The 21002-nt window shown below is 43.7% G+C and carries 20 protein-coding genes; 7 read left to right on the forward strand and 13 right to left on the reverse strand.

The window, feature by feature from the left end; translation table 11 throughout:
• The first annotated feature begins 308 nt into the window (after positions 1-308).
• Complete coding sequence (locus tag ACED28_RS17185) at positions 309-1097, forward strand: MBL fold metallo-hydrolase (RefSeq protein WP_135382396.1); 789 nt, start codon at positions 309-311, stop codon at positions 1095-1097.
• A 75-nt stretch (positions 1098-1172) separates the two neighbouring features.
• On the opposite strand, the gene ACED28_RS17190 is transcribed toward ACED28_RS17185, so the two are convergent.
• A complete protein-coding gene (locus ACED28_RS17190; RefSeq protein WP_004733090.1) occupies positions 1173-1601 on the reverse strand; it encodes a RimK/LysX family protein in 429 nt (142 codons plus the stop codon).
• 32 nt (positions 1602-1633) lie between these two features.
• Complete coding sequence (gene rimK / locus ACED28_RS17195; protein WP_012601042.1) at positions 1634-2539, reverse strand: 30S ribosomal protein S6--L-glutamate ligase; 906 nt, start codon at positions 2537-2539, stop codon at positions 1634-1636.
• Between the two features lie 603 nt (positions 2540-3142).
• Here rimK and ACED28_RS17200 point away from each other — a divergent pair.
• The 5 genes from ACED28_RS17200 (at position 3143) to ACED28_RS17220 (ending at position 9762) form a co-directional block, all read left to right on the forward strand.
• Positions 3143-4927: an SgrR family transcriptional regulator gene (locus tag ACED28_RS17200; RefSeq protein ID WP_371710340.1), complete on the forward strand. Its 1785-nt coding sequence runs from the start codon at positions 3143-3145 to the stop codon at positions 4925-4927.
• 187 nt (positions 4928-5114) lie between these two features.
• Positions 5115-6167, forward strand: a complete 1053-nt coding sequence (locus tag ACED28_RS17205; RefSeq protein WP_371710341.1) for an MBL fold metallo-hydrolase — start codon at positions 5115-5117, stop codon at positions 6165-6167.
• 67 nt (positions 6168-6234) lie between these two features.
• Positions 6235-6999, forward strand: a complete 765-nt coding sequence (locus ACED28_RS17210; RefSeq protein ID WP_371710342.1) for a fumarylacetoacetate hydrolase family protein — start codon at positions 6235-6237, stop codon at positions 6997-6999.
• A gap of 191 nt (positions 7000-7190) precedes the next feature.
• Positions 7191-8549, forward strand: coding sequence for a Na+/H+ antiporter NhaC family protein (locus ACED28_RS17215; protein ID WP_371710343.1), 1359 nt, complete (start codon positions 7191-7193; stop codon positions 8547-8549).
• Between the two features lie 157 nt (positions 8550-8706).
• Positions 8707-9762 carry a helix-turn-helix domain-containing protein gene (locus tag ACED28_RS17220; RefSeq protein ID WP_371710344.1) on the forward strand — a complete coding sequence of 352 codons (1056 nt, stop codon included), beginning with the start codon at positions 8707-8709 and terminating at the stop codon, positions 9760-9762.
• Between the two features lie 20 nt (positions 9763-9782).
• Here ACED28_RS17220 and ACED28_RS17225 read toward each other — a convergent pair whose 3' ends face one another.
• The 3 genes from ACED28_RS17225 to ACED28_RS17235 form a co-directional block, all read right to left on the reverse strand.
• Positions 9783-10799 (reverse strand): alpha/beta hydrolase family protein, encoded by a 1017-nt coding sequence (locus tag ACED28_RS17225; RefSeq protein ID WP_371710345.1) that lies wholly within the window; start codon positions 10797-10799, stop codon positions 9783-9785.
• Between the two features lie 125 nt (positions 10800-10924).
• A complete protein-coding gene (locus tag ACED28_RS17230; RefSeq protein ID WP_371710346.1) occupies positions 10925-11305 on the reverse strand; it encodes a hypothetical protein in 381 nt (126 codons plus the stop codon).
• Between the two features lie 202 nt (positions 11306-11507).
• Complete coding sequence (locus tag ACED28_RS17235) at positions 11508-13220, reverse strand: pseudouridine synthase (protein ID WP_371710347.1); 1713 nt, start codon at positions 13218-13220, stop codon at positions 11508-11510.
• Between the two features lie 279 nt (positions 13221-13499).
• Between ACED28_RS17235 and ACED28_RS17240 the strand changes: the two genes are divergently transcribed.
• The gene (locus tag ACED28_RS17240) at positions 13500-13952 is read left to right on the forward strand and encodes an NUDIX pyrophosphatase (RefSeq protein WP_371703149.1); all 453 of its coding nucleotides are present in this window, start codon (positions 13500-13502) and stop codon (positions 13950-13952) included.
• A 17-nt stretch (positions 13953-13969) separates the two neighbouring features.
• Here the strand turns inward: ACED28_RS17240 and ACED28_RS17245 are convergent, their stop codons facing one another.
• The 8 genes from ACED28_RS17245 to ACED28_RS17280 all read right to left on the reverse strand — a co-directional run.
• On the reverse strand, positions 13970-14407 hold the full coding sequence (locus ACED28_RS17245; RefSeq protein ID WP_371710348.1) for a bifunctional diaminohydroxyphosphoribosylaminopyrimidine deaminase/5-amino-6-(5-phosphoribosylamino)uracil reductase RibD: 438 nt from the start codon (positions 14405-14407) through the stop codon (positions 13970-13972).
• 264 nt (positions 14408-14671) lie between these two features.
• Positions 14672-15199, reverse strand: a complete 528-nt coding sequence (locus ACED28_RS17250) for a DUF4823 domain-containing protein (protein WP_009844743.1) — start codon at positions 15197-15199, stop codon at positions 14672-14674.
• Between the two features lie 76 nt (positions 15200-15275).
• A complete protein-coding gene (locus ACED28_RS17255) occupies positions 15276-15863 on the reverse strand; it encodes a nucleotidyltransferase family protein (RefSeq protein WP_029223767.1) in 588 nt (195 codons plus the stop codon).
• Positions 15863-16150 (reverse strand): putative quinol monooxygenase, encoded by a 288-nt coding sequence (locus ACED28_RS17260; RefSeq protein WP_371710349.1) that lies wholly within the window; start codon positions 16148-16150, stop codon positions 15863-15865. The genes ACED28_RS17255 and ACED28_RS17260 overlap by 1 nt, the downstream gene beginning before the upstream one ends.
• Positions 16151-17142: 992 nt before the next feature.
• On the reverse strand, positions 17143-18000 hold the full coding sequence (locus ACED28_RS17265) for a hypothetical protein (RefSeq protein ID WP_371710350.1): 858 nt from the start codon (positions 17998-18000) through the stop codon (positions 17143-17145).
• Positions 18000-18854, reverse strand: coding sequence for an ABC transporter ATP-binding protein (locus tag ACED28_RS17270; protein ID WP_009844747.1), 855 nt, complete (start codon positions 18852-18854; stop codon positions 18000-18002). The genes ACED28_RS17265 and ACED28_RS17270 overlap by 1 nt, the downstream gene beginning before the upstream one ends.
• Positions 18851-19222, reverse strand: coding sequence for a GntR family transcriptional regulator (locus ACED28_RS17275; RefSeq protein WP_012601023.1), 372 nt, complete (start codon positions 19220-19222; stop codon positions 18851-18853). The genes ACED28_RS17270 and ACED28_RS17275 overlap by 4 nt, the downstream gene beginning before the upstream one ends.
• 226 nt (positions 19223-19448) lie before the next feature.
• Positions 19449-21002, reverse strand: a 1554-nt coding sequence (locus ACED28_RS17280; RefSeq protein ID WP_371710351.1) for an EAL domain-containing protein, incomplete at its 5' end; no start/stop codon positions are given.

Here is a 21002-nt window from a genome sequence, read left to right on the forward strand (position 1 = left end):
AGTGCTTAAAGCGCAAGGCTTGTTGAGCAAGGTTTTCGGTAATGTGAGCATTCGATAATGCTGAAAAATATCGGATGAAATTGATGATCATCTTTGGAATGTGCCCTCATTATTCTGAGTTAAATTGGACTTGAGTAACATTGGATGTGAGTAACGTTGGATTTGAGTTATCTAGTGGATTCCAATGGAAATCTTGATTCGAGTTCTCTATCCGGTTTTAGATTGTTGCTTTTAACAAAATGGTCACAATTGATGGTGGGTTTGCTATTGTATAGGTCTGACCAGTTATTTTGTCGCAAGGAGTAGATTTGCAACTTCATACCATCAAAGGCTATATCCAAGACATGTATCTCGTAGAGTACCCTGACAGGTTACTCTTGCTTGATGGTGCGTGTCGAGCCGACATCCCGCATTTGAAGGCTTTCATCGAAACAGGGCTTATGCGTGATTTTGCTGATCTACATACGGTTGTGGTTACGCACATGCATCCAGACCACGCAGGGGCAGCGCACAAGCTCAGAAAGCTCACGAATTGTAATTTGGTGGCAGCAGATCGAGACAAAGACTGGTACCACGGCATCGATGGTATATTGATGCATTTGACCGATCTGGCATTGGCACGTTGGATGGCGAACCGATTGGGTAAGCCTAAAGCAAATCTGTGGTATTCAAGAAAGTTGAAGCCGGACTACAAGCTGTCGGATGGAGACAGCATTCCGGGTTTTGATGACTGGTTGGTTCTGGAAACGCCAGGCCATACCGACAGAGATCTTTCCGTCTATTGCCCATCTCACAGTGTCGCCTATGTGGCGGATTTAATGGTCGAGGTCAAAAAGAAGCTGATTCCGCCTTTCCCAATTTTTCATCCCAATAAGTATCGAGAGTCGGTATCCCGTATTTATAACATGCAGCTCGACACCTTGCTGGTGGCGCATGGGGGACAAGTGAATTTGAGTGAGCAAGCGTTTGAACATTTGTTGATGAGTGCGCCAAGAAGGCCAGTAACACATTGGCGAGTGACTAAGATTAAACTCAGAGGTTTGCTAAAATCTGTTTGGCGATTTGGGTTTAAAGATAAAAAGAATCGCCATAAATAATAAAGGCCAGTCTCAAAGACTGGCCTTTATTAGTACGCGTTGTTGACTCACTATTTGAGCTGTGGAGCAGTTCAATTAGTGAGAAATTAGAAATTCACCCGCTGGGTCAACAATCACTTTGTCACTCATGCCTTGACGACCAAGCAGCATCATATAAGTCATATCCTGACGGTTGCTTAGTGTGATATCGATAGGCCATTCCTGACCACCAATTTTTAGCATGGTTTCAATCACACAACGGTGTTCAACTTCGCCGTTCGATGATTTGATTCTTTTACTCGTTTTCAGCTTCGCCTTGCAGCGCACTGTTTCTTCTAGGTGGTAAACGTCTGGGTGAAGATCGAACTCAACGAAGTTTTCACCGTCTGTTTTTACACATAGTAGATTGTCTACGTGTAGAGAAGAGGTTTGAGCCCCTGTATCAACACGCGTATGTAGTCCAGTTATCCCTAACTCTGGTAAGCAAAGTGCTTCTGTATTCCCTATGATCATTTTATTGTTCATGTTTTTTCCAATCATGAGTAAACGGCGTTTAATCAGCCTTTGCCACGAGTACGGTTAGCGTTTGGTTTTGCATTTTTTTCAATGAACTCGAAAATCATGTCTGCCACATCTTTGCCTGTTGATTTCTCGATACCTTCTAGGCCTGGAGAAGAGTTCACTTCCATTACAACAGGGCCATTCTTAGATTGTAGAATATCGACGCCACATAGGTTTAAACCCATGATTTTAGCCGCATTGATCGCTGTAGCGCGCTCTTCTTTGGTTAGTTTAACCAGTTGAGCTGTACCGCCACGGTGCAGGTTAGAGCGGAATTCACCCTCACCAGCTTGGCGTTTCATTGCTGCAATAACCTTGTTACCTACAACAAAGCAACGAATGTCTGCGCCGTTAGCTTCTTCAATGAACTCTTGAACCAAGATGTTCGCTTTTAGGCCCATGAATGCTTCGATAACGCTTTCAGCTGCTTTGTTTGTTTCTGCTAGAACAACGCCGATACCTTGAGTACCTTCAAGAAGCTTGATAACCAGTGGCGCACCACCTACGTTTTTGATCAAGTCTTGAATTTTGTCTGGGCGGCTAGCGAACCCTGTTTTTGGTAAGCCAATACCTTTACGAGATAACAGTTGTAGTGAGCGCAGTTTGTCGCGAGAACGACTGATTGCTACTGACTCATTGATACAAAAAGTGCCCATCATTTCGAATTGGCGAACAACCGCAGTGCCGTAAAAGGTAATGGAAGCGCCAATACGTGGAATAACAGCATCGTATTGAGGTAGCTCTTCACCCATGTAGCGAATCTTCGGATTGTTACTCGCGATATCTATATCACAGTGCAGCGTGTCGATAACATCGACCTGGTGACCACGAGCTTCTCCAGCCGCTTTTAAGCGAGAAGTAGAGTATAGGTTTTCGTTGCGAGAAAGAATTGCGATACGCATGGCGTTTCCTTAGTTAATACCTGATTGGTAACTGCAAATAAATGAGTTGTTAGCTGAGCTTTCAGTTTTTCTGAGGCTCTTTGCTTGCTTCGGGGCGAACCTTAAGGCTTTTCGTTTAACTAAGAAAACGAATTAAATTTGTCGAGTCGACAACGGAAATTTATCGAATGTGTGAGCGATTGGTACAACTAGGTTGAGAGGGAGTTTGGAATGGAAAAGCGAGTTGAGACCTAACTCATATTGGGGGTAGGAGCCTATTAGGTTGTACTCAACTCGCGTTAACTCGGTGCTTAAAAGTGTACTAATAACGCCAGTTACATAGCTCTATAAGTGTTCGTAGTGCTTCTCTTTCGAGCTTGCTACAGGTGCTTTTTAGCTTATTAAGATAGTATTTTCTCATGATGATTACTTCTCTTGTATTAGGCTTTGGTGGGAGCTCAAAGTTCCTTGTTGACCCATTAATTATGGTTACTTAATAGGAAGTAATAAACAGATGGATTTTTACTAGGTTGTTCCTGTTTTTGTCTTTTATCGCTACTTTTTGACTGATGTGTTTTATAATGGGCTTAATCAGGAAGGGTTGTTTCTAAAAGGGTTCATTATTTGTCTGATCTAAACATGATGCGTTACTACACAAGGCTGGATACGTTTGAGCCTAATCTTTCACACTCGGTGACCTTAACCGAGGTCGCAGACAAGCTGTTCACCAGTTTACGCCATGCACGAACTTTGTTAGGCAAGATGCATCAGGCTGAATGGGTAATTTGGGAGCCAAAAGTCGGTAGGAATCAACGTTCAAATTTGACTTTGCGCTTTAGTAATCAACAGCTGACTCAACACGTTGCCGGTAAACTGATAGAGCAGGGTAAGTACGAAAAAGCGCTCTCACTTTTAGACAATGACCGCGCTGTATTTGGTTCTCTCCTTCAAGAAACCTCTGGCGCGACGATGCGTGAAGGATTGCTTCACGTTCAATTGACCTATAAGCGTAAGTTTGAAGACCTGTTCCCACATCATATTCACCGCAGTAGCGAACGCTTTTTGATCAGGCAAGTGTTCAGTTGCTTAGTCACTTGTAATGGTAAGGGCGAGTTGAAGCCTGAACTGGCGCACCATTGGGAATATGATGCTGAAAAGTTGGTTTGGACTTTCTATTTGCGCCCCGGCCTAACCTTTCACGATGGGCAACCCGTCGACGCCAAGCAACTCGTTTCGTTGTTTTCAGCCTTGCAAACCTTACCTTTTTATCAGACAGAGCTAGCCCATGTTGCTTCGGTTTACAGTGAGCTGCCATTGAGGGTCAGCTTTCAACTCACCAAAGCAGATACTGGTTTTGCTGGTTTACTTGCTGGCGTTAAGTATTCGATTCAACCCGCAGCGCAAGTCACCCATGAACCATCGCCCTTAAACTCGGTGTCACATGCAGTTATTGGTACCGGTCCATTTAAAGTGGTTGAGACCAATAATGAACGGATCAAGCTCGCGGCATTTGAGCTCTATTATGGTTGTCGTTCTTTGACTGATGAAGTGACCATCTGGCAGTTTGAAGAGTCGATGACAGGCAGTGCTCGATTCGATGACAGCCAAATGCAAGTCTCGTCTTATGAAGATTCTTCTTGTTTCCATCAGTTAGGGAAAAGCGATACGGAGCTTGTTTCTGCAGACACAGATGGCCTTCGTAGCCGAGTCGAGGATGGATGCCTGTTTATCCTATTTAATCAGAATTCAGCTGCAACTCCGCTTAATAATGAGCAGCGAAAATACCTTTCAGAACTGACCAACCCACAAGCGATTTTATCTCAGTTGGAAAAAAATAAGGGTTTGTTCAGTGTCTCTTTAGCTCAAAACATACTGCCAAGTTGGCAAAAATTGTATCGAACGCCTTCGAAAGAAGCACAATTACCGAAAAAGATGAGTATTGCAGTTTATGACTATTATGCGTTGTACCGATGTGCCATCTGCGTTTCAGACATATTGAAACGATATGGTGTGGAAGTTGAGGTGAACACCTACAGTTTTCGAGAATTGGCGCAGCTCTCTCAGAGTGGTGAGTTAAAGGAGGATCTGGTGTTGTGTAACCTGAATCTCGATGATAATGCCCCGTCTTCGCTGTTTTCGTGGATGATGAATGATCCTGTTTTGCACTCTGCTTTGGGAGAGGTGAACAGTGATTGGCTCAAGCAGCGCTTGGATAGTCATAAAGCATCCGTTGAACTGCCTAATTACTTGGCAGAGTTGGAGCCCGTTGCATCCACGTTGATTTCTGATTATTGGCTAGTGCCTATGTTCCATCACCTACAAACAGTTCGTTTCCAAGGCATTTTGAAAAACGTGGCCATCACAAACTGGGGATGGCCAGACTTCAAGAATGTATGGTCTGCTGATTAACCTTTCTTACTAACTAAATAACTAAGTTAGCTCGTTTTCAAAGTCGGTTTTTCCAAAATCGACTTTGGCACGCTCACGTCTAGATAAATGAGAACTTACACTCATTGGTTTACTTTTTTATTTTGATATATACACTAGTCAGTGTAGTTTTTGCGTTGGGATAGACCCAATGATTAAAGAGATATCAATGAAAAAATATCTATTACCGATTTTAGGAGTACTTGCCGTGGTCGCTATCGTAAGCACAGGTTCACAATCAAACGACAATCTAGATAAGCTTCCAAAGAAGTTTGTAAACAGTGAGCTGGAATACAAATCGGGTATGTCTGATATTTTTTCAATCTTGAAAGCATACGTGACTGTGGAAAGAAACGAGCCCGTGCCGCGCGCTGCATTGCCTTTGATTCCAATGACTGCCGAGCAGCTGATCGAAGAACAAGACGACGTTGCTTACCGCTTAGGTCACTCCAGTGTGATGATGAAACTGGATGGGAAGCTAGTGATGACTGACCCTGTGTTCAGTGATCGTGCATCACCAGTTCAGTGGATGGGACCAAAGCGTTTTCATCCAACACCAATTACGCTGCAAGAGCTACCCAATATTGATGTGGTGGTGATCAGCCACGATCACTACGACCATTTAGACAAAGGTGCCGTTAAGGTGCTCGCCGACAAAGTGGGTACGTTCTTAGTGCCATTAAGAGTGGGCTCACTATTGGAAGAGTGGGGCGTGGATAAAGAGAAGATCATCGAATTGAACTGGTGGGAATCGGCAACGGCCTCAGACATTGAGTTCACGTTGACGCCGACACAGCACTTCTCTGGACGTGGCTTGCTTGATCGTGACCAAACACTGTGGGGCAGTTGGGTTATTAACGCTTCAGATAAGAAAGTCTTCTTTAGCGGTGACTCTGGTTACTTCAATGGCTTTAAAGAGATTGGAGACCGTTTTGGGCCGTTTGATTTAACCATGGTAGAAACGGGCGCGTACAACTCACTTTGGGCGGATATTCATATGTTCCCAGAACAAAGCGTTCAAGCGCACATCGACCTGCAAGGTAAGGTGATGATGCCAATCCACAACAGCACGTTTGATCTCTCTATGCACGATTGGCAAGACCCAATGGATCAAGCTCTCACGATAAGCAAAGAGCGAGATGTACAAATGGTAAGCCCTGTGATGGGTGAACGTTTGGTGATCTCAGAGCCCGTACCTGTTCAGGCATGGTGGAAACTGTAATTGGATACCTACCCACAAGCTATAAATTTCAGTATTATAAAGCCCTATAATTTCAGGGTGATAAGACATGCAAAGTAAGTTTAGACAAGCGGCAAAGGAGTTACTAAGCTACAGAGTTGCTGGTATGAAAGCAGCGCGAATGAATGAGCAATTTCGCCCTAACAACCTTGAAGATTCTTTACACATTCAAGCATCAATGGTTGACCTTCACCGCAGTAAAGTCGGTGGTTGGAAATGCCTGTTGCCATTGAGCGAAGAGAAGTTGATCGTTGCGCCTATTTTCAAAGATAGCGTTCAGTTTGGTTCTGAATGCGAGGCTTTTTTGGATAACGGAGTAGTTCGTATTGAACCTGAAATTGCTTTTGTCTTGGCCAAGCCTTTACCAGCAAATTCCAATGGTTACACTGAAGAGCAAGTTAATGAGGCTATCGGTTCGTGTCGCATGGCTTTAGAGCTTATTCAATCCCGCTTTGCTGATGATAGTGGCGTAGAGTTCTATGAAGTGTTGGCCGATGGCTTAGCTAATCAAGGTTTGTTTCTTGGTCCTGAGCTTAGTAAAGAGAGCGCTTTTGCAGCAGCGAACTTTGAGATTGCTATTACTCAAGATGAGAAAGTGCAATCCTTCACTGGTAAGCACCCAAACTCACTACCACAAACGCCTATCTATTGGCTGATTAACACCATGACTCAACGCGGTGTTAGCTTCGAAGCGGGTGAGGCCATTATTACCGGGTCATATTGTGGTGTTGTTGAAGTCGAATTCGATCAACTAACGACAGTACGTTATGACGAGTTAGGCGAATATGAAGTGATATTTAAACAAAAGTTATAAAGCTTTCTGCTTACATGATCTGTTATCCAAAGGCTGCTTACTTGGTTAGTAAGTAGCCTTTTCTATTATGTGATGTTCAATGGCGTGCTTATTACTTTGCATTAAATTGGGCGTTTAGACGTCTAGACGTTGACAAGCTCTAAGTGTGACATTAGTCTGCTCATCTTCCTGTTCTATTGCGTTGATGTTCCATGTCCAATTCAAAAAATTCTAATGCTGTAATTGCACCTTCTGCAGTTGCGCTTATCCCTCTGATCGTGTTCCTTGCGCTATTTATTGGTGTAGGTACGTACTTGTCACTGCAAGGCGTCGATTTTGCTTTCTATCAGCTTCCAGCTCCGATTGCGGCTTTGCCTGCGGTGATGCTAGCGTTGTTGCTAAGCAAAGATAGATTGAACCGTGCTATCGAACAGTTCTTAGGTGGCGTGGGTCACAAAGACATTGTCGCAATGTGTATGATCTACCTATTGGCGGGTGCTTTTGCGGCTGTGGCTAAAGCGTCAGGCGGCGTTGACGCGACCGTAAATCTTGGCCTATCGGCTATTCCGACAAGCATGATTCTGCCGGGTATCTTCCTTATTTCTGCTTTCATCGCGACAGCAATGGGTACGTCGATGGGTACCATCGCTGCGGTAGCTCCTGTTGCATTAGGCATTGCAGATTCAGCTGGCATGAGCATTCCTCTAACCGCAGGCGTGGTGCTAAGTGGCGCTATGTTTGGTGACAACCTTTCAATCATCTCTGATACCACGATTGCCGCGACACGTTCGCAAGGCTGTGAGATGAGAGACAAGTTTAAAGAGAACATCCGTATTGCTCTGCCTGCTGCTCTTATCGCGATCGTTATCTTTGCTTTCAATAGCACGGCAACTCAGGTACCTGAAACAGGTCCAATTGAGTGGCTCAAAGTTCTGCCGTACATCACTATTCTGATTCTTGCGGTATCGGGTATGAATGTATTCGTCGTGCTGACGATTGGTATCTTACTGGCGGGTGGCGTGAGTTTAGGTTCTATTGAGAACTACGGTATGACGGATTACGCTAAAGATATCTATGCAGGCTTCGGCAACATGCAAGAGATCTTCTTACTGTCGATGCTGATTGGTGGTTTGAGTGAGCTAATGCGTCGTCAAGGTGGATTGGCGTTCCTGACTAATCTAGTGAGCGGTTTGATTCGTGCGTTTGGTTCTTCCCACTCTAAGCAAGCGAATGGCCGTGCGAGTGAGCTAGGTATTGCTGGCTTGGTATCTATGGTGAACCTATGTACGGCAAACAACACGGTAGCGATTATTGTGTCTGGTAGCGTGGCTCGTCAATTGGCGGAAGAAAACAATGTATCTCCACGTCGCTCTGCAAGCCTGTTGGATATCTTCTCTTGTGTGATTCAAGGTGTGTTGCCTTACGGTGCTCAGGTATTGCTATTAGGTTCTGTGTTCAACCTATCGCCTTTGGAAATCGTGTCTAACTCATACTACTGTTTTGCACTTGCAATCGTGGCTGTAGTCGCTGTGTTTATCAAACACCCAGCGCGCCAAGTGGCTAACGCTTAATAGCAACTGACCAAACTTAGTTATCACTGATTTTGATAGTAAAGGCTCCTGACTAGGAGTCTTTATTATATATGGCGAATGAATTACCATGAGTTCAAGTTATCATCGATACTTATTGAGCTATCGACGCTATATACTCTGTTATTAAAATGGAACTTTGATGCTCGCAATTCCCCTGCCATTTGTTGCTGCTCTATTGTTATTTATCACGGCTGTTTTGCTTCGATATTGTTACCCACAAACAAGCCAAAAACCGTTTTGGTTTATTGTGTTGTGTGCATTGATGATTACTGTCGTTGGGCTACGTTGGACGTTTGATATTGCACTGTTCCGTTTCTTACAACCGGTTCTAGGGGCAAGTGTACCGGTGGCTGCATGGCTCTGTTTTGCGGGAGTTCATCGAAGTAAACCTTTGTCTCTTTTGCATTGCTTAGGCCCAGTGGTTGTTCTGGTTGGCTCCTTTTCTTATTCGTATATTTGGGATGGAACGATTGATCTATTGTTGATCTCGTTGTACCTCGGCTATGGCTGCTTGTTGTTGAAGTCATCGTTTAACTTTCCAGAGCACGTCAGGCTGAGTGATGTATCGAATGTTTTGTATGCAGAGCGTACGGCTGGTATAGCCTTACTGTTTTCAGCTCTCGTGGATAGCATTATCTCGTATGATATTTTGCTGCTCAACGCACAACACACAGACTTGATCCTATCTATTAGCTACTTAGTTCTTATTCCTGCGATTGTTGGGACTGTGATTGTTGTCAGCACCAGTACGTCTCCGATTCAGGAACAAAACCAACAGCAGAGTGAACTGACAACACCAAGCTATTCTCCTGAAGCTGCGGTATCGTCGAGAAGCTTAAAAGTCGATGAAGAAGTCCCGCAAATCGTCGCTAAGTTTGATGCATTAATGAAGGATCATCAGGTGTTCAAAGATCCTGATTTGTCCCTCAATCGAGTGGCGAGAAAGCTAGGTATCCCAGCTCGAAAAATATCGTCTGCGGTTAATCAAACTCACCACCAGAACATTTCAAAGGTGATTAACACCTATCGAATTGAGCACGCTAAGACTCTCCTGAAGCAAAGTGATGAAGCGATAACTGACATCTTCCTTAGTTCAGGCTTTCAGACCAAGTCCAATTTCAATCGAGAGTTTTCAAGGATAACTGGGCAAACTCCGAGTGAGTATCGAAGTTCGCCACAAGTGTTAGATTGAGTGTGTTTGCTTTCCGTTTATCAGTTCAGAAAACTAACAATGTCGTTTAAGAACAATTGATGCAGCCTGTCGCGTGATGTACCAACGCCATCTTTACAGATAATGCCATCGCCTGGCACTTCTTCTTCAAGTATTGGTATTGCCCCAGGTTTGCAGCTTTGAATGAAGCTGAAATGGGTAGCGCTTTCATAGACCTTATAACGTCTTAAATTAAGAGGCATGTGCTCAGCAATGTAGCCAGATTCTAATGCCTGAGGTAGATCTCCCCCAATATCGATTCCAGCTGCGAGTATTAAGGTTGGCACTGTGATGTCATTTAAGCTGCCGACTGAGAAGCTGCGAGCAAGCCCCAGATCAAGGCTAACTACACGTTGAATTCGAGGGTCTGAAAGGTCTTTTTCATTTGGTTCAGCTGGTTGGGCTTGTGATAGTCCTAATTCATCAGACAGTCCACAGGTACGCGGGTTAGGGTATATAAGACACTCGGCTTCAAAGGTCGCTCTATCTATTTTCGCTCCTGCCAATTGCATCACTGTCCAGCCTCCTAGAGAGTGCCCGATTGCGGTAACATTTTCAGCGTTAGCAAATTGCTTCCACTGGGTTTGGGATAACAAGTAGTCCAGAATGCGTGACATATCTTGTGGTCTCTCCCACCATTTCGCTGCTTGCTTCGGGGATTGGTCGAAAGAAGTGGTTCCCGGATGGTCAGTGGCCGCTACGATGTAGCCACGACTCGCAAGTTCGGTCGCCAACCAGTTTTGGTTTCGCCAGTTTCCTCGGTAACCGTGTGATAACAGTACTACTGGAAAAGTGCCGGATTGAATCTCTCCATCTTTGATGACTTGCGTGCCGATGAAGGCTGGGTTATCGCCAATCAAGGTTGTGTCTGATGCATCTAGTGTGGGATACCAAATGGCAGTGTTTAGCGGGCGATTAGGATCGTCAGTTAAGGTGACTTGAGTGAACCCGACATCGGAAGCGATGGCTGAACTGCAAAGGAAAAGTAGGGATGTGAACAGTAAACGTGTCCATTTCATGGTTTTAACTCCAATTTAGGTGATTGGAGCCAATATGAGCTAAAGCCAGTGAGGGCGAGACCTCAAACACGATCGAGGACGCCCTAAATCGTGTTTCATTACCGAATTTTCGGCTCAGTTTTGGATTATCTACGTCTTGGACGCTTTTCTACCAACCCGTTTCGCTCTAAGCCACGTCTAACACTGCTGCATAGCTTACCAAAGCGACGCAGCTCTTCGAAGTTAGGGCCTTGACCAATTGAAATGCTGTGTTCCCAATACATCAACTCACTGTCGACCATCTCCAGTAGTTTCTTAGAACAACCGGCGCAGTTTCCTTTTGGCCCACAGATAAACGTCTCCGACTCGTAAAGAGGGAGTTCGTTTTTCACTTCTACAATTAGATTGAGCATTGCCGAGTTTAAATCTGGCTTTTTGTTTGTGAGTGGTTTCAAGCTTAGTGCTTGCGAAGCGATCACGGAAGAAGTCGTTGTGTTGGGTTGTATATTCAAAGCAGCTGATGACATATCAAAGGCCTCAAGGAAAGAAGAAGAGGCGCATGCTACTCCTCACAACAAAGTGGACCTTGATGTAGTGCAATAAGCGTGGTGAATTATCCGAAAGAGGTAGGAGAAAGAGGGAGTCAGAGTCACAAACGGTTTGTGACTCTGGTTTATCTCTTAGGCTTAACGCAGAAAGTAGTTTTAACGCAGAAAATAGGCTTAACGCTTAGAATTCAGCGTCGAACTGGAACTCCATCCACTCTTTGGTGACTGGGTGGTGTAGTGCTAGCCTTTCTGCGTGTAGGTGCAGTCGGTCGGCTTTGTTGCCATATAAGCCGTCACCAACGATAGGCATGTTAAGCCCTTCTTCATGTGAACAGTGAACACGTAATTGGTGTGTGCGGCCCGTTTTCGGGTGCAGATAAACCTTTGTTGTGTCTTGGCTTCGCTCAATCACTTCCCATTTCGTTTCAGCAGGCTTGCCGTGTTCGAAGCAGACAATCTGACGAGGACGATCGTATAAATCTCCACGTAGTGGTAAGCGAACATAACCTTCATCTTGCTCTAAAACGCCTTCTATCATTGCCACGTAACGCTTCTCAACTTCACGAGTAATGAACTGCTTCTGTAGGCTTTTGTTCGCACGTCGTGTAAGCGCAAATATTAGAATGCCAGAGGTCGCCATATCCAAGCGGTGGATAACAAATGGCCCTTCAACATCGGGATGCATTTCTTGAACACGAGTGTAGGCCGAATCTTTTATGGTTTTACCCGGTACGGATAGAAAACCTGCTGGTTTGTGTACCACAACGATGTGATCGTCTTGGAACAGGATATCGAGGTCTTTGCCTTCTGCTGGGTTCTCTAGCAATGGGTTGGGATCGACTTCCAAGCCTTTCATCATATGGCCTAAAATCGGTACACACTTACTTTGGCAAGACGCGTAGTATTTCTTGTGCTTACGGATTTCCGATTTCGGTGAACGACCCCACCAAAATTCAGCCAGTGCCAATGGTGTGTAACCGTTTAAATACGCGCATTGCAGAAGTTTGGGTGCGGCACACTCGCCAGAACCTGCTGGTGGTATCTTATTTGGCGTGTCTTCAAAGATCTGGTTGAGATCCTCAATGTTACCTTCCGCATTCTGGAAAGCGTATTGTGAAAACAGTTTGTGCTGAAGCTGATGAGAAAGGTGCGCTCTTTGCTCTTTTAGTTCAACTAATTGATCAGTGAACACATCAACTTTCATTTGTAACTCGTTTAGGATCTGTTCCCAGTTGAGCTTAAGATATTTTTGCTGATTCTTGTCGGCAACACTGGCCTTGTTTAACTCGTTATTTAGCTGTTCGAAGGCTTGCTCATCAAGGTTTTCTTTACCTTGTTCACGCTGTTCTTTACGTGTTTTTCGGCCTTCTATAATCAACAAACGTTGCGCTTCGATCTCCTGTTCTGCCTGTGCTTTCTGTTGTGCTAACTGTTCACACAATTCAAGGTATTCAGCGTTTGCTTGCAGCGCTTTAAATTTCGCATTTATAGCCATCATGTCGGCTGTGTCTTGATGGAAAAAGCTATCGCTGCTCAACATGTCGAATACGGGCGGCACAAAGTGAGGCAGTAGGTTTTGGTCGGCGATTTTTCCAGAGAAAGCAGAGAAGTAACCAAGCTCACCTTCAGGGCTTTTCACCAGTAACACACCAAACATTTTGCCGCGACCATCGTCAGAATCCAGTCCGAAGTCATGCTGCCAGTCGGTTTGAGTTTCTAGATACTGTTGAAGCTGATGAGAGGCGATTTCACACAGTGGGTGCGGTTCGTAGTAGAACGGGAATGTGAAACGCTCAGGCAACGAATATGACTCGATCGGCTGTTGAAAACGAGTGAAGCAATGCTCAGGTGTGTGGCTGTTTTCTGAGTCGTGCGTTGGTTTTGATGAGTGCATAGTCGTATTAATACTTATATCGTGGTGATAAATGGTTGTGAGTCTACTGTGTATGTTTAGAGACGTTAAACACAGTACAAGGCGGCGATTCTACTCTTTATCGAAAAGCGCCTCAAATAAGAAATGGTTCTATTACTAGATAGCCAAGCGACGAGCCTATGAGTTATGGCTTGAACTTCATTAATTGATGAGTAACTTCTCGTTTTTAATCATAGAAGACAATTTAACAAACCAAGGGTGGTAGCCTTGCCGCCCTCTTATGAAAACTAAGGTAACGTTATGATTCCACTCAATACTTCAATTGTATCCGGTGTCGCTCTTTCAGAGATCGACGGACAAATGAAAATGCTACTAATGAAGCGTGTGAAGGGCGAGTTTTGGTGCCACGTCGCAGGCTCGATTGAAGCAGGTGAAACAGGCTGGCAGGCTATCGTGCGCGAGTTTGAAGAAGAGACCCAAATTAAAGTGGAAGCTTTGTATAACGCGCAGTTTCTGGAGCAGTTTTACGAGGCGCATGTTAATGTGATTCAGCTAATCCCTGTGTTTGCGGTGCTATGCCCACCCAACCAAGCGATTGAACTGAATGACGAACATACAGAGTACCGCTGGTGCGATTTAGAGGAAGCGAAAGCACTTGCGCCGTTCCCCAACCAACATGCCGTCTACGATCATATTTGGTCGTATTTTGTCGATAAGCCAGTCAATCCGCTTTACCGAGTGAAATTGAATTAGCACTGGCTGTTTAAGAGCTAGGACTTACCAATATACGGGGTTAAAAAGGCGCTTACCTGTTCTTGGCATAACCCTACATCGACTTTCACGCCGTGCGACTCGAGTATCGCCACACCACGACCATTATTGCGAGGGTCAGGGTCTAGCATCGCCACTACTACGTGTTTTACACCTGCTTTAACCAATGTACTGGCGCAAGCGGGTGTTCTGCCAACAAATGAACATGGCTCTAAAGTTACGTAAGCGGTAACGCCTTCCATTTCTCCGTCCGTTTCGCTGTCATAGCCATTCAGTGCTTCAACTTCGGCGTGGTTTCCACCGACCTTTTGCGTATATCCAACAGACACCACTTTATCGTTTTTCACCAAAACACAGCCCACTGGTGGGTTTGGTTGGCAATCGGGTAGGGCTTGGCGCGAAGCTTCAAGAGCTTGCAGCATGTATTGTTGGTTCATGGTCGTTACTCAGTATGACGAGAGAGCGCAGCAGTGAGTGACCGCGCGCGGTTGATGACTTGGTTAGTTACTAACTTACTAAGCTAATAAATTAATAAGCTAAGCAAGTGGGGGCATGTTCGATCTGATTGGGACTTTAGTCAATGGTTTTAGTACAGAGGCAAAGTTTGATTCGACATAGGTTAACCATGCTAACTACGGTGTCATAAGGTAGAGTTGATGTTGTCTACGCAATAGAGCTCAATTATTGAATCACCACGATAATTAATTTAATAGGCTAGCCATAAATTCGCTGACCGGCTCTGACAATAAATCTTGTGGGTGGTCACCGCCAAAGGTAGCTAGCCCGCTTTTTCCTTCGATTATGCCAGACTTAATAATTACTTTTGTTTTAACATCAACAACTGTAATTTTTACGCTTACTTTATCTGGCTTTGCTGACCATTCAGTCGCGCGATCTTCCCAGTGTAATATGGTAGGAAAAATTAAGTAGTCGAACTCATTGCTTTTCGCATATTCAAGGACAAAATTGTAATCAGCTGCTTGGTTAGCGATTGCGACGTTGTTTAGTTTTGTGAATAACTCTGATTGAAGAGCTTTACTCACCATTAGTCCTGAGCCTGAATAATAGTGCTTCCCATATTCCCCATTCTTTGAGCGGCCGATTAAAACTGAATCACTTGTTTCAAATTTAGCTGTCGAGTTTACATCCGTAACCTGAAGTTTATGTGTATCAGCACACCCAATGATAACTAAGCTTATAAGTATCAGTAACGCACGTAAAATCGACATAATAGCTACCTTATATGGATGTGAGCTAATATTAACCATAGTTTATATTAAACATATTAATGTATAAAATTTGCGACTAATTAGTACGAGCGACAAAGGACCCTTTGAGACTCAAACAACCAATAGTTAACTTCGGCCAATGAGTTAACCAGTTTTTAGACTGAACTCGTTGATCAAACACGTCTCTGCTGCGATTGGGATTCGGTGTGATCTTTAAATCAAACAAACTCTCTAAACCAAAAGCCGAAATGCACTCGATTTCCCCTGTCGGGCTTTGCTTGACGGCGACTGTGGTTTCTTTCTCTGGCCAGTAACGCATCGCATCCAATGAGCCTTGGTAAGGTTCATCCCCATTTCTGGTGTGCATGTTGGCTTGATTGCGAACTTGCCAATTCAATTCAGGTAAGCGTTGTTTAAGCTGAGCCTCGTATCGAAGATCCGATTCGTAGGAGGTATCAATGGTATCAAAGTAGATCACATCAATATCATTGAGAGGCGTCGGGGAGTCAAAGTCATGCAAGTGATCCCAAACGAGGTTTCTCACAAAGCCCGCAGCAACATAGCACTGCGGCAAATCCAGCTGAGCGACACAGTCTAAAACCTGCATTCGTAAGGGATCTTGCTTGATCAACGTGACGATACTGTTGGCTAGCGGATGTATCATTATGATGTCGGAACATCGGTGACTTGGTAATGACGTGTCACGTTCTTGGAGGTTTCACTCCATTCAGACGTTTTTACTCGCTGTTGGTGCGCTTCGAATGCTTCTCGGCTAGTGAATTCTTCATACACTTCAAAGCGATTAGGTTGAAGCGTGCTTTGACTGACTCGAAACACGATACAACCAGGTTCTTCCAGTGTCAGTTCTTTGTGTACAACCAGCGCTTGGGTTACTGCTTCGAGGTCGTTGTCTGGCACTAGAATATGCCCTTGCAGAATGACTTTACTCATAATTACGTCCATTTAATTACGTCTATTTAATTTTGTCCACTACGGCTTTTTTCTATCAAAAGCTCTACCCGTTACAAACATCATCCCATTTTGATGTTGTGACGTATAGGCTAATGTGGCGATTAATTGTTCACATTGAATACAGACCTAATTACACTGTAACTTTGCGGGTGAGGCGAGTAATAAAAGATAAGATGCTGGAACTAAATCAGCGTTGGTCCGGTCTATTAAATTAGTATCATTGAACTGTATTGATACTGAAATGAATTTGTCATCTGAGAGAACTAACCTTAATTTTGAAGAGCGGCTCATAGGATTGAATTGAGCCATAGTTGATATCTAGGTCATACTTTGATGTAAATGGTACTCAAAACTCTATAAATTTTGTGATTTGTATCATTGATCTGGACATCAAACACCGTTAGATTCGAATGGTTGGCAATAAAAATAGCTCATGAAGAGCAGTTAAAGAAAAGGAAATATCCCTTATGAAAAAAATGAGAAGAGCACAGCTTCATCGCGTTCGCATCCAATACTGGAAAGACACAGCGAAAGAAGCTTCAAAGAAATAAGCTTTAAATCGTAAAGCTTTAAAATAAGAAAGCTGAAAAGCTTAATCATATGTAAAACGTAACAAATCGATTTCAATAGCACTCTCAAGGACCTTCATCTGGTCAGCGACTAAAGAAATCATCCCCCCAAAGAGCTGGCAGGCATTAACAATAATGCAATTCAATGTCAGCTCATTAATACCTCCTAGATTATCCTCACTCAGCACTCAGCACTCAGCACTCAGCACTCAGCACTCTGAAGCAAAACCAAAACCAACCACCAATCCGTACCTTTGCCTCTATCACGAAAACCGTTGTTATAATTCAAAACACCTAACAATAAAACAGCAGCCAATAAAAAAGCTCCCGATTTCTCAGAAGCTTTGATTTAGATTTTGATATCTGATTTGGTTACCCGTTGAGAGTTCAGAATAAGTGACTCTATCGATGGAACAGCGTCTTCAAACTCACATCGTCCGTTCTATTTAGCTTCAAGCTCAGTAGACACCCGCCAACACCAATCAGTACATAAATACCCAAAGACAAAACCGGCGCTTCTGCAATCGCACTGAATGGGTTGCTCGCCGTTAGTACCTTTATTGGTAGTGATGCGATGAGAGAGAAGAAGTCATTGATGCCATAGAATCCAAATACGGCGACCGAGAGTAACTTAATCGCATAGCTTGAGATAAAAATGACAAGCAGTGGAGAATTCACTAACTGCGAAATTGCCAGAGTAACGGTTGCTAGTGGCAATAAAACCAGTGCAACTAACATCATTCGCCCAAAGAATACCAACCAATTGCTAAGCACATAAAACAGTGATTGCTGCTCTACTATCAATGCCAATTGTTGTTCGCTTGAGACGTTCAATATCCAGAATAGGAAGTCGGCGAATAGAACTAATAGCGCGCAGATAGCCGGAATAACCACTAGACCGAAGCCTAGCTTCACGCAGTGAGTCATGGCATTGGATACTGGCATGCTTCTCCAAAACATCGAACTGCCTTCTTGGCGCTCTTTACGCAGTGTTTTAGGGATGTAAAGCGTCGAAAGTATGAGTGAAATAAGGCCAGCACCAAAGTAGATCACTGAGTTGAGGTCTTGTGCGAACTCTCTGTGTATGTCGCTTACGTCACCATTCACTTCCATTTGGAAGAAAAACTCATGCTGCGCTGCGCCATTGAAAAACAAACTAACGAACAGAAAGAAACCACATAACGCGATAAACAGAGGCAATCGAGTGTTAATTTTGTGCTCGATCAGTTCTTTTTCTAGCATATAAAAAGTTGGGTGCATTATGCCTTCTCCGTCTGTGTTGCAAGGAATAGGTCTGCGAGACCAACGTTGTAGATGTTACCCAATGATTCAACTTGCGCTTTGTATTGACCTTCCAATAACCACTTAGTGGTTCCTAGCCCTGGCTGTGAGGTCAGTGGATTGAGTTTCTGGATTTCGCTTGAGTGGTTGTTTGCGACATCGATAATGAAATAGTCGTTCTCGATGTCTTCCATGCTCTTTTGCAGCACACAATGGCCTTGTTTCAGAATCAATACGTCCGTTAATAGGTGTTCAATTTCTGAAACCTCATGGCTGGCAATGATCATCGCGCGTTCGCCGTCATGGAACCACTCTAGGAGGTGGCGATAAAAAGTATCGCGGTAGAGCAGATCTAGACCTAGCGTTGGCTCATCTAAGATCAACACTTGAGTGTCGGTCGCGATAATGATTGCAAGGTGAAGTTGTACCTTCATCCCTTTAGAAAGCTGTTTGATCGTTGAAGACAGCTTAATGTTGGTGCTACTTAACGTCTGTTCTGCTTTTTGCTTGTTGAAGCTTGGGTGCACGCCTTGGGTGTATCGAAGCAGTTGTTTAACGGTCATCCACTCGGGTAGCACATTAACATCTGAAATGTACGACAGGTGCAACATGAGTTCTGCATGCTGGTGGATAGGGTGATAGCCGTTAACTTCTATCTCACCTTGATAGCTGTGTCCGCCAAGCAGTGATTTGATCAGAGTCGATTTCCCTGCGCCATTGTGGCCTAGCAGACCAAGCACTTGCCCCGGTTTTAACTCAAAGCTGATGTTCTCGACACCCACTTGATTTGAATAGGTTTTGGTTACGTTTTTCACTGAAAGTAAAGTACTCATGACTTGTCCTTTATATGTTGTTCTAGCTGTTTCACGAGTTCTTCGACACTCATATCAATGATGCCTAGCGTCTCAGCGATGGCTGGGATCTGTGTGTTGATGAATGATTGATGTGCGGACTCTTTCAATTTTTGAAGTGCCCCTTCTGCGACATACATACCTTGGCCGCGTTTTTTCTCTACCAAGCCTTCATCCACCAGTAACTGGTAGCTTTTCATGACAGTAAGGTGGTTGATCTTGAGATCGGCGGCAACCGCACGCACTGAGGGCAATGCTTGTTGTTCTAACCAAACACCTTGAAGAATTTGGTCACTGATCTTTGCCGCTAGCTGCCTAAAGATCGGTTGGTCGTCTTTCCATTCGGTCATAATTAAAACTGCATGGTGATATATATGTGTATAACACTAAACTTTTTATTCAGATTGGCAAGGTTTTTATAAAAATTAAGAGTATATTTTTATGTTTGAGAGAAATGTATTGGGTTATGAGAACGCTTGAAGCCTACTTCCTTGTGGGCTCTCAAGTCGTTGTATGATCAATGGCAATTAAACAAGAAAAGGGAGGTCATCAATATTTAAATGAGGTGGTAGATAATTACTCCTCCGAGTGACTAGGTCTACTGTACAGATAACCTTGATGTAGGTTGTAGCCTAACTGACATAAGATATATTGCTGCCTGCGCGTCTCGACACCTTCGTAAATCATCGTGATGTTTGATAAGCGTCCAATCTCCGATATATTAAGCAATACTCCTTGATGATAATCCCCTGACTCAATGTCTTTAACAAAACAACGATCCAGTTTTAGGTAGGTCGGAGAGATAGCACTAATTATTTCAATGTTGTTGTTACCTGTACCAAAGTCGTCTAGCGCGATGGTGATTCCAAGATCTTTGATCATTTTGATGTTGTCGATGACCTCATAGCCATAGCCAATGTTTGAATACTCTGTTATTTCTACGACAAACTCATTCGCTTCCATCGTGACTAAATGCTCTTTGAGCTTTGTAAAGTTAGATCCCACCAACGCACTCGGGCACACATTGACACCGTAGATATCATGGCTGTTGTCCAACTTCGCTTTTTTTACTGTTTCAATGATTAAAATAGTATGAAAGGTCAACAAATTAGTACGTCTCATGGTGTTGATGAAACTCAGAACGCCTACGTTACGCACTCTAGACAATAACTCGTAATATAAAACGCTATTGTCGTCAGTGTTGATTATGGGCTCTTCCTCGAAGGATATGTGTCGCCAACGAAGCAGGTAAATGCCAAAGCCAAGAATATATGAGCGATAAAGTAGCGTGGCGATCACCAGAGAAAAAATGACCCACAGAAGCACAATATCATCACTGTAGAAAGTGATGGTTGCACCGGTTGGAAGTGGGGCTTGATAAATAGGCTGACTGTTTTCGCCTAGGTTTAATATGTAGTGACCATTTTTTTGTATGGAAACTGAATCAACCAAAAGAGGGAGTAATGAGTTCTTATATCTAGCTTCGATAGACCATTTAGAAATACGCGCAATGAGTTCGATGTCCTCTTTGGGGTCTGAGAAGCGTGAATAAGCAAAATCTAGGCTATCGTCAAAATTTTCAATTTGGTCTAGTTCAACCATTTTTGATTGTGTTTTGGATATGTAGCATGAACCATAAGGCGTTGTCATCAAAACAGAATCAAGGTTAAGTGAGTGCCTCAATGCGTACACTGCAACTTCGCTATCACAGCCATAGTTCATTACTTCCTCTACTATTTGCTTTGCGTTTTTACTGTATTCATCTGCAATTTTCGTTGTATAAAGGATTTGGAAGAAGTAGACAACGAACAAAAAAAATGAAGAAACGGTACAAACGGTTATAAAGCCTCTGATCAACTCTTTTTGGTAAGTGTTGAGCATCAGCTTCAACATCTCGATATGGCTGAGCTTGAATTGGTTGATGTTGTATTTTTGTGTTATACGGTTGGTTGTACTTTTATCTAGGTCGATAAAATAACCAACCTTATAAAGGTTCGAGATAAGTTCACTATTATTGTTAATTTTGGCTTTCTTACACAGATTCCTATACTTTTTTCTTATCGAAGCAATAATGTTCGGCTTTGTTGCGTAATTAAATTTAAAGATAGAACAACCCCGTTTCGCGTATTT

The organism is Vibrio sp. 1F253, assembly GCF_041439295.1.
Classification (GTDB): Bacteria; Pseudomonadota; Gammaproteobacteria; order Enterobacterales; family Vibrionaceae; genus Vibrio; species Vibrio tasmaniensis_A.